This window comes from Sphingomonas cannabina (assembly GCF_021391395.1).
Lineage (GTDB): Bacteria > Pseudomonadota > Alphaproteobacteria > Sphingomonadales > Sphingomonadaceae > Sphingomonas > Sphingomonas cannabina.
In genome coordinates this window covers 1,752,666-1,769,798 of sequence record NZ_CP090059.1, presented here as the reverse complement: position 1 = coordinate 1,769,798, position 17,133 = coordinate 1,752,666, and the positions used below count along the sequence as shown (strand labels likewise).

Annotated in this window: 12 protein-coding genes; 3 read left to right on the top strand and 9 right to left on the bottom strand. The window is 67.9% G+C overall.

Annotated elements, in window-relative coordinates; all coding sequences use genetic code 11:
- Nucleotides 1-119: 119 nt before the first annotated feature.
- The 8 genes from LZK98_RS08560 to LZK98_RS08525 all read right to left on the bottom strand — a co-directional run bounded on the left by LZK98_RS08560 (nucleotide 120) and on the right by LZK98_RS08525 (nucleotide 9,436).
- The gene (locus LZK98_RS08560) at nucleotides 120-1,097 is read right to left on the bottom strand and encodes a FecR family protein (protein WP_233786043.1); all 978 of its coding nucleotides are present in this window, start codon (nucleotides 1,095-1,097) and stop codon (nucleotides 120-122) included.
- Nucleotides 1,066-1,668, bottom strand: a complete 603-nt coding sequence (locus LZK98_RS08555; RefSeq protein WP_233786041.1) for an RNA polymerase sigma factor — start codon at nucleotides 1,666-1,668, stop codon at nucleotides 1,066-1,068. Before LZK98_RS08555 ends, LZK98_RS08560 begins: the two co-directional genes overlap by 32 nt.
- A gap of 85 nt (nucleotides 1,669-1,753) precedes the next feature.
- Nucleotides 1,754-2,926: a hypothetical protein gene (locus tag LZK98_RS08550; protein WP_233786040.1), complete on the bottom strand. Its 1,173-nt coding sequence runs from the start codon at nucleotides 2,924-2,926 to the stop codon at nucleotides 1,754-1,756.
- A gap of 61 nt (nucleotides 2,927-2,987) precedes the next feature.
- Nucleotides 2,988-3,941: an N-acetylglucosamine kinase gene (locus LZK98_RS08545; RefSeq protein WP_233786038.1), complete on the bottom strand. Its 954-nt coding sequence runs from the start codon at nucleotides 3,939-3,941 to the stop codon at nucleotides 2,988-2,990.
- The gene (locus tag LZK98_RS08540) at nucleotides 3,938-5,080 is read right to left on the bottom strand and encodes an SIS domain-containing protein (protein ID WP_233786037.1); all 1,143 of its coding nucleotides are present in this window, start codon (nucleotides 5,078-5,080) and stop codon (nucleotides 3,938-3,940) included. Before LZK98_RS08540 ends, LZK98_RS08545 begins: the two co-directional genes overlap by 4 nt.
- Nucleotides 5,073-6,356: a D-tagatose-bisphosphate aldolase, class II, non-catalytic subunit gene (locus LZK98_RS08535; protein ID WP_233786035.1), complete on the bottom strand. Its 1,284-nt coding sequence runs from the start codon at nucleotides 6,354-6,356 to the stop codon at nucleotides 5,073-5,075. Before LZK98_RS08535 ends, LZK98_RS08540 begins: the two co-directional genes overlap by 8 nt.
- A gap of 69 nt (nucleotides 6,357-6,425) precedes the next feature.
- Complete coding sequence (locus LZK98_RS08530; RefSeq protein ID WP_233786033.1) at nucleotides 6,426-7,346, bottom strand: DMT family transporter; 921 nt, start codon at nucleotides 7,344-7,346, stop codon at nucleotides 6,426-6,428.
- On the bottom strand, nucleotides 7,343-9,436 hold the full coding sequence (locus LZK98_RS08525) for a glycoside hydrolase family 36 protein (protein WP_233786031.1): 2,094 nt from the start codon (nucleotides 9,434-9,436) through the stop codon (nucleotides 7,343-7,345). Before LZK98_RS08525 ends, LZK98_RS08530 begins: the two co-directional genes overlap by 4 nt.
- Nucleotides 9,437-9,584: 148 nt before the next feature.
- Here LZK98_RS08525 and LZK98_RS08520 point away from each other — a divergent pair, with 148 nt between their 5' ends.
- Complete coding sequence (locus LZK98_RS08520; RefSeq protein ID WP_233786029.1) at nucleotides 9,585-10,688, top strand: amidohydrolase family protein; 1,104 nt, start codon at nucleotides 9,585-9,587, stop codon at nucleotides 10,686-10,688.
- 187 nt (nucleotides 10,689-10,875) lie between these two features.
- On the opposite strand, the gene agaR is transcribed toward LZK98_RS08520, so the two are convergent.
- On the bottom strand, nucleotides 10,876-11,655 hold the full coding sequence (gene agaR, locus LZK98_RS08515) for a transcriptional repressor AgaR (protein WP_233786028.1): 780 nt from the start codon (nucleotides 11,653-11,655) through the stop codon (nucleotides 10,876-10,878).
- A 178-nt stretch (nucleotides 11,656-11,833) separates the two neighbouring features.
- Here agaR and LZK98_RS08510 point away from each other — a divergent pair, with 178 nt between their 5' ends.
- Together LZK98_RS08510 and pabB are read left to right on the top strand one after the other, a co-directional pair.
- Nucleotides 11,834-14,737 (top strand): TonB-dependent receptor, encoded by a 2,904-nt coding sequence (locus LZK98_RS08510; protein WP_233786026.1) that lies wholly within the window; start codon nucleotides 11,834-11,836, stop codon nucleotides 14,735-14,737.
- 128 nt (nucleotides 14,738-14,865) lie between these two features.
- Complete coding sequence (gene pabB / locus LZK98_RS08505; protein ID WP_233786024.1) at nucleotides 14,866-16,629, top strand: aminodeoxychorismate synthase component I; 1,764 nt, start codon at nucleotides 14,866-14,868, stop codon at nucleotides 16,627-16,629.
- The last annotated feature ends 504 nt before the right edge of the window (nucleotides 16,630-17,133 follow it).

The window sequence follows — 17,133 nt, the reverse complement described above, 5'->3', positions numbered from 1 at the left end:
AATTTTTCAGCAAATCTAGCCCCTCCCCTTCAGGGGAGGGGTTGGGGTGGGGACTCGCCTCAACCAACACGGCCTGCCGCACTCCCCCACCCCCAACCCCTCCCTTGAAGGGGAGGGGCTTAAAACGGGTGTGGTGCAGCGCGGCGCGTCAGCACGACGTCGTCGCCTCTTTGCTCGAGCCGGGCGTCGAACACGCGCGCGATGGCGCGGCTGAAGCCGACTGGATCGTTGGCGGCGAACAGGCCGGTCACCGGCTCGCGCGCCAGGCCCGGATCGCCGATCAGGATGCGCGTGTCGCTGTAGCGCGCGAAGCTGTCCGCCGCCTGCTTCAGCGTTTCCCCCTCGAAGGCGAGCTTTCCGTCGCGCCACGCCAGCTCGCGCGTGACCGCCTCGGGCGTGATCGGCTGTGGCCGTTCGGTGGAATCGACCAGGGTCAGCCGCGTATTGGCCGTGAGCGCCAGCGCGGCGAGATCGACCTGTCCGCGCTGCACCAATATGTCGACCGGGTCCGCGTCGAGTTTGCGGACCCTGAACCCCGCCTGTGTGGTATGGAGGCGGCGTCCGTCCACCTCGACGATGAAGGGCCGCCTCTCGTCACGCGCGACGGAGAAATAAGCTTCGCCCCTCAGCAGCGTGACCAGCCGCTCGCCTTCGTCGAACCGGACCCTGACGCTGCTCTCGGTATTCAGGAGCACGGTCGAGCCGTCCTTGAGCGGCACCAGGCGGATCTCCCCCCGTCCGGTGCTGATGACGGCACCGGACGCGGGCATGCCGACGCCCAGCGCCACCAGGGAGGCAAGGACCGCGACCGTTCCTCCGGTCCAGGTCAGCGCCTGCCGGCGGGATAGGCGCGCGGCGGCTGGGCGCTTCGGTTCCTCGAACGCGGACGGGTCGAAGCGGGGCCCAAGCGCCCGGGCGGACTCGCTCATGATCGACAAGGCCTGCGCGCGCAGCAGCGCGCCCCGGCTGCGCGGATCGCCGCCCAGCCAGGCCTGGAATGCCGCGTCTTCCTCGGGAGTCAGTGGCCCACGATCCAGCCGCGCCGTCCATTCGGACGCCGCTCGATCAATGTCTCGACTGGTTTCTCGCTCGGCCATCAACCCAGGCAATCTCCGATTCCGTGACCCTAGAGGTTTGGGACGGTGCCTTTCCGCCACGACCGAACCAATCAATCAAGAATCGAATGCCTCGCGAGATATGAGTCTCGACCGTATTCTCCGATATGCACATCTGCGCGGCGATCTCTCGCTGCGGCAATCCCTCGACGCGCCGGAGGATGAAAGCCTCCCGGGTCTTGTGCGGCATCGCCGCGATCGCGCGGGCGAGCTGGCGCAGCTCGTCGCGGTCGATCGCATGTTGCTCGGGCGAAGCGGCGTCGTCGGGATGGTCGAGCCGATCGAGGTCGTCGACCGCATGGATCGGCACGATGCGCGTGCGGCGGACGTGGCGCGTGATCACCGACCGTGCGACCTGGAACAGATAGGCGCGCGGGTAACGGATGGCGTCGACGCTCTCCAGCTCGGCCAGGATCGTATAGGCCTCCTGGATGATGTCGTCGGGATCGAGCCCGGGCAGCGCGCGCCGCGAGAGCCAGCCCCTGAGCGCAGGCTCATGCGGCAGGATATTGCGCAACAGCCAGTGCGCTCTTTCCCTGTCGGTGCCGTTCATCCCTGTCCCGCCGAGCGCCGCTTCGATTCGAGGCGACGCCTAGACGTCAATTGTGACACTCAGGCTTCGGCGGACGCTCCGCGGGTCATCGCCTGGCCGCGTCTTCCGCCGTCGCCGGAACGAACGGCCACGCCGCGTCCCCGGTCCAGCGCATGAGCGTGAGGTCGGCGGTCTGCGCGCCCTTGCCGCCGGAGTTCGCGGCGACGTAGAACAAGCCCTGCCCGACCGGTTGGAAGCCGACGTCAGCCTTCTGGTTCCATCCGCGGATATCGGTGGCGGCGTCCTTCAGGCCGTCGTCGGCGAGGTCGAGCAGCAGGCCCCGCTCCCACCCTTTGCCCCCGGGTCCCGGCACGCCGACGAGATCGGACAGCACGGGCCGCTCGCGGGCTTCGACGGCGAACAGGAGGTAGTTGGGGAAGGACGGCTTCTTGCCCTGGTAGACGCCGAGGAACCAGCGCTGCAGCGTCTCGTCGTAGGAGAGGTTCTGCACGCCGTAGCTCGTGTTGCCGGTCCGGACGAAATATTTGCCGTGCACGGCGGCGGGACCGTTGCGGTGCGGCGCAGCCTCGGTCAGCGGGCTGGCGTAGCGCGCCCAATCGCTCACGTCATATTGCAGCAGCACCTGGTGGTCGTTGTCGGCACGCGCGGTGTTGCCGTAGATGCCGTAGGCGACGGTCAGATAGCGCGGCCCGTCGCTGCGGCCGAACGCGGGGCCGAACGCCACACCGTCAATGCCGGAGCAGCCGTAGCGGTGATCGGGCGAGGCGGTCGCCTTATCGCCCTCGACCCTGCCATCGCCGTTGAGGTCGGCGGAATAGTCCTTCACCACCTCGGGCAGATAGACGGTGCGGAAGATGTCCGTTCCGCTCGCCTCGATGCCGACGCGGTCGAGCCGTGCGACATCGATCACGGCGACGTAGAAGGCCCTGTCGTCCTTGTATTCGAGCGAGCCGTAGACCTTCCCGTCGGCCGGGTTGAAGTCGAGGTCCCCGAGATGGCCCGTCCAGCCGACGAGCGTGCCGATCAGCTTTCCGCTGAAATCATATTTCGCGAGGAGATTGGTGAACGAATAGTAGATGAAGCCCCCCTGCACGTCGACGGCGATGCCCTGGACGTGCCCGGACGGCCAGGTGCCGCCGTTCTGCTTGAGCGGCAGGGGCGCGGGCGACGCGGCGGTGGCGGGTGCCGCGAGGGAGGCGGCAAGCAGGAGAAGAAGCCGCCGGGCGATCCCGCGAACAGTTTCGGCCTTGCTGGACACCACTCGATCGCTCCCGTCGTTCAAAGGACGCGGCCGCTAACCGAAGCGGATGACAGGCGTGTTACGTGTCTGCGCGCGCCACGAAGCCCGCCAGCCGCTGGGCATAGAGAGCGGCTCCATAGGCCGGATCGTAGCGAGGCTCGACCGCGGCAAAGCCTCCCCTGCCCGCCAGCTCCGCAAGGAACGCGTCGCGCACCAGGGGCTCGCGCAGGAGAACGCCGCCGGACCAGGAGACTGGTACCAGAGCCTCGGGCGAGAAGCCGAGCCGGTCGCGCAGGGCAAGCGCCAGCGCCGCCAGCTCCTCGGCGGCCGATACGAGAATGGCCTGCGCACCGATATCTCCCTCGGCCGCCGCGCCAGAGACCAGGCTCGCGAGGCTGGCGATCTCGCCGCGGCCCATACCCGCAGGCCCCATGATGCGCTCGCACAGGTCGAGATCGTTGCGCAGCGACAGTGCCTCGACGATCCGGTCGTACAGCACGCCCTTGGGGGCGCGGCCGTCGCTCATGCGCGAGAACAGGGCGAGGCCCCGGATCGCGATCCAATGGGCCGAGCCTTCGTCGCCGAACACCTCCCCCCACCCGCCGACGCGCGCCGCCTTGCCCTGGCGCTCGCCGTAACCGATCGAGCCGGTGCCGGCGACGATGTTGATCCCGTCCTCGCAGCCGAGCGATCCGGCCCAGCCGCAGACGACATCGTTCCCGCACGCGTAGCGGTCGTGCCCCAGCAGGCGACGGCAGGCGGCGTGCAGCTGCGGGTCGGCGACATTGTCCTCGCCATAGGCAGGCAGGCCGAAGAAGGCGAAGCCGAGCACGGCCGGCGTGATCCCGAGGTCGCCGCACACCGCGCCGATGCCCTGCTCGAGACGCCGTACCGTCTCCTCGAGGCCGACCTCGAGGTGATAGGTGGTCCCGGTGACGGCGCGCGCGATCACCGTGCCGGCGACATCGATGCAGACGAACTCGGTCTTGGTGCCGCCGCCGTCCACGCCGAGGAAGCAATCGCGGGCGGTCATGCCGGAAGCGCGTGGATCCGCACGCCCTGCACGACTCGGTTCACCGTGCCGCTCGCATTGGGGCGATCGGGCGTGAGGCCCAGCGCCAATGAGACATGGAGGCCGAACAGCTGCGCCGGCACGATGAAGGGGAAGAGCAGGTCCGCATCGGCCGCCTCCGCCATGCCGCCGACGGCGATGTCGGCCCTGTCCTCCGGTCGGGCGGAGACGGTGATCACCGCACCGCACCGGCCGTCGCCGCGCAGTTCCTCGACGATGTCGAGGTCGTAGAGGCGGGTGAGCGGGTCGTTGGACACGAATATCACCGCAAGCGTCTCGCCGTTGATGATCGTCTTGGGACCATGGCGGAAGCCGAGCGCGGTGTCGAACGCCGTCACCACCGCGCCGTCGCTCAATTCCATGAGCTTCAGCGCCGCCTCGCGCGCAAGGCCCTTGAACACGCCGCTGCCGAGATAGACGACGCGCTTGAACCCGCGCGCGGCGAGATCAGCCGTCACCGGCTCGGATCGCGCGAGCGTGTCGCCGACCGCCGCGGCGATGGCCGGGACGCGTGCGTCGAGCGCCGTGATGCCGCCGAGGATCGACAGCGCCGCCAGCGTCATCGCGCTGAAGCTCGACGTCATCGCGAAACCGCGGTCGTGGGTCGCCTCCGGCAGGACGACGACATGGGTGTTCGCGCTCGTGCGCCGGCCCAGCTCGCCGTCGGGGTTGCAGGTGATGACGAGGTGGTACGCCTCGGCGACGGTCGCGTCGACGAGATCGACGGCGGCGATGCTTTCCGGGCTGCTGCCCGAGCGGCCGAAGGAGACGAGCAGCGTCGGCGCGTCGCGGCGCAGGTGCAGCGCCTGCGCGCTGACGATGTCCGTGGTGGCGATCGCCTCGACGGGCCGGCCGAGCAGGTCGGACAGCCACGGTGCCAGGCACTCGCCGATGAAGGCCGAGGTGCCGGCGCCGGTCAGGACGATGCGCAGTTCCGGCCGGGCCAGCAGCGGTCCGACGAATGCTTCGATCTCCGCCTGGCGTGCGCGCAGCACCGCCTGGGTGGCACGCAGCGTTTCGGGCTGCTGCTCGATCTCCCGGCGGGTCCAGGGCACCGGGTCGCTGCCGGCGGCATCGGGGGCGCGCAGGGTGTCAGGCATCGGGGTGGCAAGCTCCATGATAGGCGTCGAGCGTGGCGGCGACATGCGCCATGACGAGCTCGGCAGGGTCGAGGGCGGCCCGGCCGGCGCGCACGGCGGCATAGGCGAGCGGGAGATGCTGGCTGACCAGCGGCAGTGGCGGCGGCGTTTCGCGCAGATTGGCGAACAGCCGGTCCTGGGCCGCGGCGATCTCGGGGTCGGGCCAATAGTAGCGGATGCGATCGGACAGGCTGTACTGGAGCTGGAGCGCCAGCGCCTCGCCGGTCGCGTGGTAATATTTGCGCCAGTGCTTGGGCTCGGCATGCATCCGGGCGAGCGTGACCTCGCGCACGCGGGCGCGGCGCGGCGCGGCGATGGTCTCCGCCTCGATCGCGTCGAGCGCCCACAGCGCCTCGCGCAGCGCGAAGGTGACGCCGGGCCCCACCTTCAGGATCGCGAAATGGTCGCGGACCAGCGCGGCGAGCGCCTCCGGCGTCTGGTAGTCGGTCGAGTGCGCCTCGAACACGATATGGTCGACCGGCTCGATCGCGCGGCTGAGCGCCGTCGCCCGCTCGGGACGATAGTCGACCACCTTGTCGTGGTCGAACTCGACGCCCGGCTGGACCACGGTCGCGATCACGCGTTCCAGTGCGCCGCCTAGACCGGCATCGCGGAACAAGGTGTCGTGGATGTTGACGGTTGCGATCGCCGCCTCGGGCGTGGTGACCGCCAGTTCCTCCAGGTCCTCGGCGGCGCCGCCGGGCACGGGGACTTCGGTGCCGATCACGTACACCGGCGCGTCGTCCGCATCGCCCTCGAACGCATCCTCGGCGGCACGGCACAGGCGGGCGGCGCGCTCGGCGATCGTCCGTTCGGGCAGCGGCACCGGATCGTCGGCGCAGCTCATCGAGCAGTCGAGGTGGATCTTGCGGAAGCCGGCGCGGACATAGTCGGCCACCATCACCTCGGCCTTGTCCATCGCCTCGGCAGCCGGCAGCACGGTCCAGGCGTTGGGGCCGAGATGATCGCCGCCGAGCACCAGACGCTCGCGCGGGAAGCCGGCCCTGTCCGCGATTCCGTGCACGAAGTCGCGGAAGCCGGCCGGCACCATGCCGGTATAGCCGCCGTCCTGGTTCACCTGGTTGGAGGTCGCCTCCACCAGCGCGATCGGCTGGCCGGTCGCGAGCGCGTGGCGCAGCGTCGCCTCGATCACCAGCGGGTGCGCCGAGCACACCGAAGTCACGCCGATCCGCTCGCCGGCCTTGTGCCGCAGCACCATGTCTCGAATCGCTTTCACGTCGGCTCCTTTCCGGATCGTCGTTAGCGATGAAATTCGCATAACGCAATAAATCGAAATATAACGAAACTACGCGGTCTCGGGAACCATCTCGTCGTCCTTGGCATCGGGCTCGATGGCGAGGAGCAGCGACGCGGCGAGCGCGAGCAGGATGCCAACGGTCTTGAGCGGCCCGGGCATCACGCCCAGCACCACCAGCGAGATCAGCGCGGTGGCGAGCGGCGCCCCGGCATTGGCGAGCGGCGCGACGATGATCGCCTTGCCGTAGCGGAAGGCGAACACCAGGGTTAGCGCGCCGATCGCGTTGAGCAGCTGGATCAGGGCGGCGAGGCCGGGGCCGTCGAGCCCCCAGTTGATCGGCCTGGCGAAGTCGGTCATCGCCCAGGCGGCCGGGATCAGCACCAGCCCGGTCAGCGTCATGTAGACGAAGATGCTCTCGGCCGACATGATATGGTTGGCCGCCTTCATGAAATAGGCCTGCACGCCCCAGCACAGCATCACCACCAGCGCCGGCAGCAACCACGCCGCCGACGCGCCTCCCCCGCTGCCCGGCGCGAAGTCGAAGGTCGGCAGCGCCAGCAGCGCCAGCACGATGCCGAACGCGCCCAGCTTCCCGGTCCGCTCGCGCATCAGCAGGAACGAGAGCGCGATCGTCACCACCGGCGACAGCGAGATGATCGGGAAGATGAGATAGGCCGGCCCCCGCGCGACGGCGTAGAACAGCACCATCTGCCCGCCCGCGCCGAGCAGGCCGATCGCCAGGCCATAGCCGATCGCCCGCGGCGAGCGGTCGAGCTTCCATCCCGCCTGCGCCAGCACGACGAGCGCCGGCGGGATCATGGTCAGCGCCCAGACGCAATAGACCAAGGTCTCGGGGAAACCGTGCTGCGGGGACAGGCCGGAGAAGGCGCCCCACACGCCCCACAGGACGACGGTGACGAATGCATTGACGAGCCAGGCGCGGCTGGACGGCGCGACAACCTGGCTCACGCGGCGGCGCCCTGGGCCGGGGTGGCGCGCACCAGGAGGAATCGCTCGAACGCCGCGGGAATGGTGCTGCGCGTCCGGGTCGCCGTGCCGAGCGCGCGGCCGGTGAAGGCGTCGGTCAGCGTGTAGTTTCCTTCGCCCAGCCCGCGCAGCGCGATCGGGCCGTCCCATTTGTCCGCGTAGAAGGCATAATGCAGCGCGCCGTCCTTCTCGATCGCATGCGCCTCCGGCTTGTCGAAGCCGATGTCGTAGAGGCCGCCCAGATACGTCCCCTTGGCGAGCATGTTCGCCTTGTAGAGATCGATCCACTTGCGCCAGAGCGCCTCCTTCTCCGGCGTCAGCACGAAGCCGCCGGGCGGCAGCTGGTCGGTGGGATCGGGCGTATCCCTGGGCCAGGTGAACTTGGTCGAGGGGATCGCGCCGATGCCGTAGGTCGAGGCGAAGTCGTCGCGCCCGTCGCTGAGCTCGACATGGTCGCCGGAATAGGGCGCCGAGGGCCCCATCAGCGCCTTGAACGTCTTGCCCTTCGAGCGGACCTGCCACGACGAGGTGGGGTCGGATGCCGGCGTGTTGTTCATCGCCGGGATGTTGTGGAAGGCGAAGCTGTCGCCGCAGGGGCAGAGCTCGACGATCGCCTGCGGGTTGATCGAGATCGCCTCGTCGTAGATCGCCTTCCAGAAATCCTGCAGCTTCTCGTAGGATTCCTCGGGCCGGGCGTGGTTGTGCGCGGGGTTGTAGCAGGGCGCGACGCCGTTGAGGTGCTGGCCGTCGAGCTTGAGCCCTTCATACCCCCAGTCGCCGATGATGCGGCGCACCTGGGCACGGAAGAAATCCACCGTCGGCTGATAGGCCGGGCACAGGGTGAAGGCGCTCCACCAGCTGACGTTCTGCGCCGCGCCGTTCTGATCGAGCAGCAGCATATCGGGATGGTCGCGCAGCAGGTCGGTGCCCGGATCGACCGCGAGCGGCGCCAGCCACAGCCGCGGACGCATCCCCTCCGCCTTGATGCGGTCGGCGAAGGCCTTCATGTCGGCATCGCCGCGCGGGAACTTGGTGCGGTCGATCTTCCAGTCGCCCTCGGCGGTCTGCCAGCCGTCGTCGAGCACCGCCCATTCGAAGCCGAGCTCCTTCGCCTTGGGCAGCGTGCCGTAGACCTGCTCGGTGGTGAAGTTGCGCTCATAGCCCCAGGCGCACCAGATCGGGCCGTAGCTCGATTCGGGAATCGCCGGCGCCGCCAGCCCGCGCTCGGCCATGATGCGGCGATAGGCGTCGAGCGGGCGGAAATGGTCGCCCGTGTGCACCATCAGGAAGGAGGTCGGGAGCGTCAGCGTGGCGCCGGGCGCGAGCAGCGCCGGCTCGTCGCCGGTGAGGCCGATGCGGGTGCCGTCGGGCTGCGCCGCCACCGGCAGCGAGACGAGGCGCGGCACCGTCTCGACATGGCCGACCGCCAGCCCGACGTCGCGGCGCCACACCACCGCGACGGGCGTGCCGCCGCCATAATCGGAGCCGTTCATGCCCATGAAGTTGCGCTGCTCGAAGCCTGGACCGACCTTCTGCACCCAGTCGCGCCGATCGGGATAGGAGGCGCCCGCGAAGCTCCAGGCGCCGTCGGGATGCGCGAGCAGGTCGTGCGTCGCGATCCGCCAGCCCGCGACGGCCAGCGGCGCCGTCCCGGTATTGCGGAAGCGCACCTCGTAGAGAGCGAGGCCGGGATAGCGATCGAAGAAGGTGATCGCGAGCTGCTGCTCCACCGCGCCCTCGGCGGTGCCGCGCAGGCGATGCTGCCGCCCGGCGCCGTGCGGACCGCTGACCGGAGCCTCCTGGTGGTCGAGCAGGAGGAAGCGGTCGACCGGCCGGCGATCGGCGAGGAACAATGCCTCCCCCGCCCCGCCCGGCGTCACGGCTTTGCCGGCGTGCGACACGGTCGAGCGCATCGCCGCGTCGAAATCGATGGTCAGCGTGCCGTCCGACAGCCGCACGCCCGCCGGCGCGGCCGCCCAAGCCCGGCCGGTCATCGCCGGAGCGGCGATCAGCGCCCCACTGGCCAGCAGGCGCCCGAGCATGATCCGGCGGGTGACGGGATTGGACGGCATGTCGCTGGCTCTCCTTCCAGTGGCCGGCCTCGCCACCGGGGGCGACGAGCGGCGGTTGAGAAAGAGCTTGCACCAACCGCTCGCGCGGCGCAAATCAAAAACGCAACATAATCGAGCGTTTCGTTTCGTTTTCGTTTGGGAGGTCGCGATGCGGATGATGGCCAGGATGCTGCTTTTGACCGGATCGGCGCTGCTGATCGGCGCTGCACGGGAGGCGGGCTATAGCGAGGCGGATTTCGCCAAGGTCGCCAAGTTCGACGCGCATTTCCATGCCAACGTCGACGACCGGCGCTTTCTGGAACTCGTGCGCCGCGACGGGTTCGAGCTGCTGTCGATCAACGTGGATTATCCGGATTTTCCGCCGCTCGCGGAGCAGGCGACGGTCGCCCATCGGATGCGGGCGGCCGATCCGAAGCATTTCCATTTCGCCACCACCTTCTCGATGCAGGGCTTCGGCACGCCGGGGTGGACGGAGCGCACCATCCGCGCGCTCGACGCGGCGTTCGCTGAGGGCGCCATCGCGGTGAAGGTGTGGAAGAACATCGGCATGGTCGCCAAGGATGCCGACGGCAAGCGCGTGTTCCTGGACGATCCGCGCTTCGACGGCGTGATGGCGCATCTCGAGCAGCGCGGCATCCCGCTGATCGCGCATCAGGCCGAGCCCAAGAACTGCTGGCTGCCGCTCGACCAGATGACGACGGAGAACGACCGCAGCTATTTCCGCGAGCATCCCGAATATTACATGTACCTGCATCCGGAGGAGCCGAGCTACGAGGCGCTGATGGCCGCGCGCGACCGCTTCGTGGCGCGGCACCCGAAGCTCGCCTTCGACGGCGCGCACATGGCGAGTCTGGAATGGAGCGTGGACGAGCTTGCCCGCTTCTTCGACCGTTATCCCAACACGGTGGTGGACCTGGCGGCACGCATGTCGAACCTCCAGGTCCAGTCCAACGCCGACCTCGCCAAGGTGCGCGCGTTCTTCATCAAGTACCAGGACCGCATCCTGTACGGCACGGACCTGACCGACAGCCCGCCCGATCCCGCCGCCCGCGCCCAGAACCCGCCCGCAACCGGCAACTTCGCCGAGGAGGCCGACCGGGTGTGGCGCGCCGACTGGCGCTACCTGGCGACGCCGCTCAGCCAGCGGGTGGATGCGATCAACGCGGATGCGAAGGGGCTCAACCTACCTCGGGACGTGATCGACAAGATCTACTGGAAGAACGCGCAGCGGTTCTTCCATCTGAAGGGCTGACTGCGTTTGCCTGGGTGGACAAGCCCCACCCCCACCGTCACCCCGGACTTGTTCCGGGGGCCACCGTGCCGCACGGGTAGCGCGAGAGGCTCTTTCGCCTCACGAAGACGATGAGTGGACCCCGGAACAAGTCCGGGGTGACGATAGTGCATGGAAACCGGTCGCCCCATCGCAGGCGGGCGAACCCTCAGACGATGTGCAGCCGGAACCCGAGCCGGTCGGCGGCGGCGTGCATCCCGTCGGCCTCGGTCGCGTCGGTGACGAGATCGTCGATCTCGCCGACGTTGAGGATGCGGTGGAGGCAGACGCGGCCGAACTTCGAGCGGTCGGTCACCGCGATCACCTGCCGCGCGGCCTGCACCATCTTGCGGTTCAGCATCGCCTCGGGCTCGAAATGGGTGGTGATGCCGCGTTCGAGATCGAAGCCGTCCACGCCCAGGAACAGCTTGTCTACATGGAGGTCGTCGAGCGCGCCCACCGTCTGCGCGCCATAGAAGGCACGGTTGCGACGGCGCAGCGTGCCGCCCAGCATCACCACCGTGATCCGCTCCTTGCGCGCGAGCGCGCACACGATGTCGAGATCGTTGGTCAGGACGGTGATATCCTCGTCGTCCGGCAGGTGGTGCGCGATCTGCAGCGCGGTCGTGCCCGAATCGAGCACGATCGAATCGCCCGGCTTCACCATCGACGCCGCCAGCGCCCCGATCCGCGCCTTCTCGTCGATGTGGATCGCCCGCTTGGTCTCGACGGAGGGCTCGACCGCGACGTTCACCGCATCGGCGGAGATCGCACCGCCGTAGGACCGCTCGGCGACGCCGCGCTTCTCCAGGAAATGCAGGTCCTTGCGGATCGTCTGCACCGATACCCCGAACCGCGCCGCCAGCGGCGCCACCTGCACGCTCCCCCGCTCGCGCACGAGCGCGCTGATCTGCTGACGTCTCTCGCTGGTGTCCCGGGTGACGGACATGAAAACCTCCTGTTACGCGATGCTTATCAACATGGGATGCGCCCGACAACATTGCCGTCGTTTCGTTTCTTTTCTGTTTGACAGTGTTGCTACAGGCGGGTTACGAAAACGAAATATATCGCGCCGACGGTTCACCAGAGCCGAGCAGAATGTGGCGAAACATCGAAGGGGAATGGTGATGACGAGAGGGCGTAAGTGGCGGACGGTGGTGCTCGCTGGAGCCAGCGCGACGGCGCTGCTGGCCGCCTCCGCAGCGGCTGCCCAGGCGAACCAGCCTGACGACCCGCAGTCCTCGACCGCCGCACCCGACCCCTCGACGGTCCTGTCCGATCCGGCCCAGCAGCCCGATGCCACGGATAGCACCGAGACGGCCGCGGGTCCCGACATCGTCGTCCGCGGCGTCCGCGGCAGCCTGTTGCGCTCGATCCAGGCCAAGCGCGACGCCGACACCATCGTCGATGCCATCTCCGCCGAGGAGCTCGGCAAATTCCCCAACCGCAACGTGGCCGAAGCGCTCGCCAACATCCCGGGCGTGACCGTCGGCCGCGACGGCCGCGGCGAGGGGCGCGCCATCACCGTCCGCGGGCTCGGCGAGAATTTCGCGATCACCACGCTCAACGGGCGCATCCTGCCGACCGACGGGCCCGACCGCTCCTTCTCCTTCGACGTGCTGCCGTCCGAGATCATCTCCGGCGCCGAGGTGCAGAAGGCGGTCCGCGCGTCCGAGCTGGAAGGCAGCATCGGCGGCAACGTCGACCTGCGCACCGCGCGCCCGCTCGACCGCAAGGGCTTCCATGCCTCCGCCTCGATCGAGGGGCAGTACAACGACCTGGTCGACAAGGGCGGCTACAAGGTCACCGGCGTGGTCAGCACCACCTTCGCCGACGACACCATGGGGATCGTGCTGGGCGGCAGCTACAACAAGTACAAGTTCCGCACCGACAACCTCGGCGAGTATTCGATCACCGACGGCACCGAAGCCGGCTATGGCATCGACTTCAACGGCGACGGGCGGGTCGACCCGGACGCGAACGGTCCGGCCTATATCTGGCCCGACTACTACAGCGTCGGCTATGTGAGCGGCGAGCGCGAGCGGATCGGCGCGGCGGGATCGTTCCAGTGGAAGCCGTCGAGCGATTTCGAGCTGACGATCGACGGCCTCTACAGCCACTTCGACGTGACGCAGCACAACTACCGTTCGTCCAACTATCTCAACCCGCTCGGCGACGACGGATCGCTGCGCTGGGACCCCGCCTCGATCCGCACCGACGGCAACAACGTCGTCACCGGCTTCAACGTCAACGATCTCGTCGCCGAGGTGCTGACCACCGACGAGCCGCGCAAGAGCGAGACCTATCAGATCGGCGGCCGCATCGACTGGCGGGCGGGCGAGAAGTGGAAGTTCGCGCTCGACGGCTATTACGGCAAGGCCACCGACAACAGCGGCGGGCAGAACCGCTTCGTCGTGGCGGGCATCCCGGGCGCCTCGGCATCGTTCGCCACCCGCGACAACGGCCTGCCCGATCTCGCCATCACCATCCCCGGCGGGCGGACGCTCGACCAGGCGACCAACGACGATTTCCGCGCCCACTACATCGGCATCCAGGGCCAGAACATCGCCGACCGCACCCAGGGCGTGAAGCTCGACGGCGAGTATGAGGTCGGCAACGACATCTTCAAGTCGATCACCTTCGGCGTCGCCTGGACCGACCGCAGGAAGACCGTCGACCAGATCGACAACCAATACACGACGTCCTGCAACTATTGCGGCTACCCCTTCACCTTCGGCCAGCTCGGCGCGGACGTGGTGCAGCCGGGACGCGAGAATATCCTGTCGAAGCGGCGGGGGAATTTCCCGCGCAACTTCCCCTATTTCGACATCGACACCTACCTCGCAGCGCTGCCGCGGGCGGACAACAATCCGGCGATCCTCGATCCCAACAGCTGCCTGGACGCGACCGGGACGCCGATCCCCGGCTGCTCCTTGTCGCCCTACCCTGCCGGCTATTCGACGCAGGTGATCGAGGCCGACCTGCCCGCCTCCTATCTCATCAAGGAGCGGACCTGGGCGGGCTATGTCCAGTTCAACCTGGAAGGCCAGGGCTGGCGCGCGGACCTCGGCGCACGGCTGGTGTCGACCAAGGTGTCGTCGACCGGCTACGGCGCCACCATCGCCAGCATCATCCCGCGCGTCGGCACGCAGGACAATGACGTGAACTTCAATCCCGTGGACGACATCACGGGCGGCGGCGACTATCTGCGCCTGCTGCCGGCGGCCAATTTCTCCTACGACATCGCCGACGGCTTCCGCGTACGCCTCGCCGCCTCGCAGGCGATCTCGCGGCCGACCTTCGGCGAGCTGTCCCCGGCCAAGGACGCGACGTCGGCGCAGTCGGGCACCTACATCATCTACGACGCCGGCAACCCCAACCTGAAGCCGACCGAGGCGGACCAGTTCGACGTCTCGCTCGAATATTACCCGACCAACCGCCTCGCGCTGACCGCCGCGGCTTTCTACAAGCACATCACCAACTTCGTCTCGACGATCCCGGTCGACGTGGTCGTCACGCCGACCAACCAGCCGGCCAACCAGCAGCAGAACTTCAACTTCGTCGAGTATCAGGTCGTCAACGGCGACAGCGCCAACGTCTACGGCATCGAGGTCGGTGGCCAGTATTTCCTCGACAACGGCTTCGGCATCCAGGCGAACGCGACCTACAACCATTCGCGGGCCAAGTCGGGCGACATCACCACCGATCTGCCGGGGGCGATCCCCTTCTCGGCCAACGCCAAGCTGTTCTATGAGAACCACGGCATCGGCGCGCAGGTGTCGTACAGCTACCAGTCGCGCTACGTCTATGCGCAGTCGGGCAACCTCGGCTATCTGCCGGTCAAGGAAGACCCCTACCACGAGATGTCGGCGAGCCTGTCCTACGACGTGACCAAGAACTTCTCGGTCTATGTCCAGGGATCGAACCTCCTCGGCTCGGCGATCAAGCGGTTCAACACCTATCGCAACGTGCCGAACTTCTACGAATATTCGGGACGCTCCTTCTTCTTCGGCATCCGCGGCCGGCTCTAGGCCGGACGCGGGCCGCGGCCGAGCGGATCGATCCCGACGACCACCGCCGTATGTCTGTTGTTCCGATGCGGAGCCGGTTCTAACGACCCGGGGTCGTGATCCAGTCGCTCCACTCAATCGGACCTTTCGTGCTCATCGACGATGCGCGCGACGCGGCGGCATCGAACCTGCTGTTTCGATCTCCGCGCGCGATATTCGAGGCCAGGTCGCTCGACCAGATCGCGCCGGCGCTTGCCCAGGTACGGAACGCTTTTGCGGCGGGCCATCACGTGGCTGGATATCTGGCTTATGAAGCCGGCGCTGCGCTCAATCCGAAGATACCCGCCCGAGACACGGACGAGCGTCTGCTATGGTTCGGTGCCTTCGAAGCGCCCGAACTCCTCTCGAGCGCCGAGATCGCACAGCTGCTGCCCGGCGCCCATGCGGCCTGGCTGGGTCCCTTGCGTCCGCGACCGTCGGCGGCCACGCATCAGCGGCGCATAGAGCAGGTCAAGGCGCTGATCACCGCCGGCGACATCTATCAGGCCAATCTGACCTTCATGGCCGACCTGACCTTCGCCGGCGATCCGTTCGCGCTCTATGGATGCCTTCGCGCCGCCCAGCGCGCCGCACATTCGGCGCTGATCTCGACCGGCGACGAGATGATCCTGTCGCTTTCGCCGGAGCTGTTCTTCGCGGTCGAGGGCAACACGGTGCGGTGCCGGCCGATGAAGGGCACGATGCCCCACCATGGCGCACGCGATGTACGGGAGGCGGCAGCCGAGCTGGCGAGCGATCCCAAGCAGCGCGCCGAGAATCTGATGATCGTCGATCTGATGCGCAATGACCTGGCACGGATCGCCGAGCCCGGCAGCGTCGCGGTTCCCGAACTTTTTGCCGTCGAACGCTATCCGACGGTCCTGCAGCTCGTCTCCTCGGTCGAAGCACGCAAGCGGCGGGGCGCGGATGCGGTTGCGGTACTCGAGGCTCTGTTCCCATGCGGCTCGATAACCGGAGCGCCGAAGGTGCGCGCGATGCAGGTCATCGGCGACCTCGAGGACGGCCCGCGCGGCATCTATACCGGCGCGATCGGCCACATCGCCCCTGGCGGCGATGCGCGCTTCAACGTGGCGATCCGGACGCTGCGCCATGCACCGGGAACCGGTCGCATGACGATCGGGCTCGGATCGGGGATCGTCGCCGATTCCGATCCCGCCGGCGAATGGGCGGAATGCCTGGTCAAGGCGCAGTTCCTCGATGCGGCAAGGCGCGACCTCGATCTCATCGAAACGATGGCCTATGACCCGGAGATTGGGCTTCGCCATCGCGATCATCATCTCGCGCGGCTGGCGCGCAGCGCCGCGGCGCTCGGGTTTGCCTGCGATCCCGTCACGATCGGACGCGAGCTCGATGCCGCGCTCGACGGCATAGGCGAACCGAGACGCGTCCGCCTCGTTCTGGCCGCAAGCGGGGCGGTCACGGTCGAGATCGCCGATGTGCCCGCCGCGATCCCCGGCCCGGTACCGGTCGGCCTGATGACCAGGGCCACCGACGCCAGGGATTTCCGCCTCATGCACAAGACGAGCGATCGCTCGCTCTACCGCTGGCCCGCGCCTGGTTCGGGAGCGTTCGAATATCTGCTCGTCGACGAGCACGGCTATCTGACCGAGGGAAGCTTCACGAACCTCTTCGTCGAGCGGGGCGGCGTGCTGGTGACGCCGCCGCTGTCGCGCGGGTTGTTGCCGGGCGTATTGCGATCGGTGCTGATCGAGACCGGACGCGCAGTCGAAGGAGACCTGCGTCCGGAGGATTGCCGGGCCGGTTTCCTGCTGGGAAACTCCTTGCGCGGCCTCGTCCCGGCACGATTGCTGCCGCCGCGACCGGAAGGGAACGAAGGCATGGCACCGACGTAGCGTTCCGCTGATCCTTACTGTTGCAAATCAGCCCTCGGCCGAGACCTTCGCGCTTGCGAACAGTGCCGACATCGCACCCGAGAAGATCAGCAACAAGGAAATCGGCGCGAAATATTCGCTGCTCGACCAGCATCTCTCGATCCAGGTTGCCGGTTTCGTCCTGCAGCGCACCCGCGGGATCGAGCTTTCCGGAGGAGCCTCGGCCCGCCGTCCGGGCTGCGGGCAATTGTCGGCTATTCCTATCTCGATACGCTTGGGACGGCGTCAGCCACGTCAACCTTCATCGGCAAGCGCGACGATCACGCCGCCGCACCAGGCGAACCTAACAAGCCCCCGGAGCGCAGTCCCTCTTCCGCCATCAGGGACGTCGCCAGCGCGATAACCAACCCAGCGACCGCAGCCGCCAGCACCCTGGCGCTGAGTTCGTCCAGAGCCTCGCGGGAACGCTCACGGAGGTGATGGTCGCCACGGCGGAGAAATAAGCTGGAAAAGCACTGAGCCACG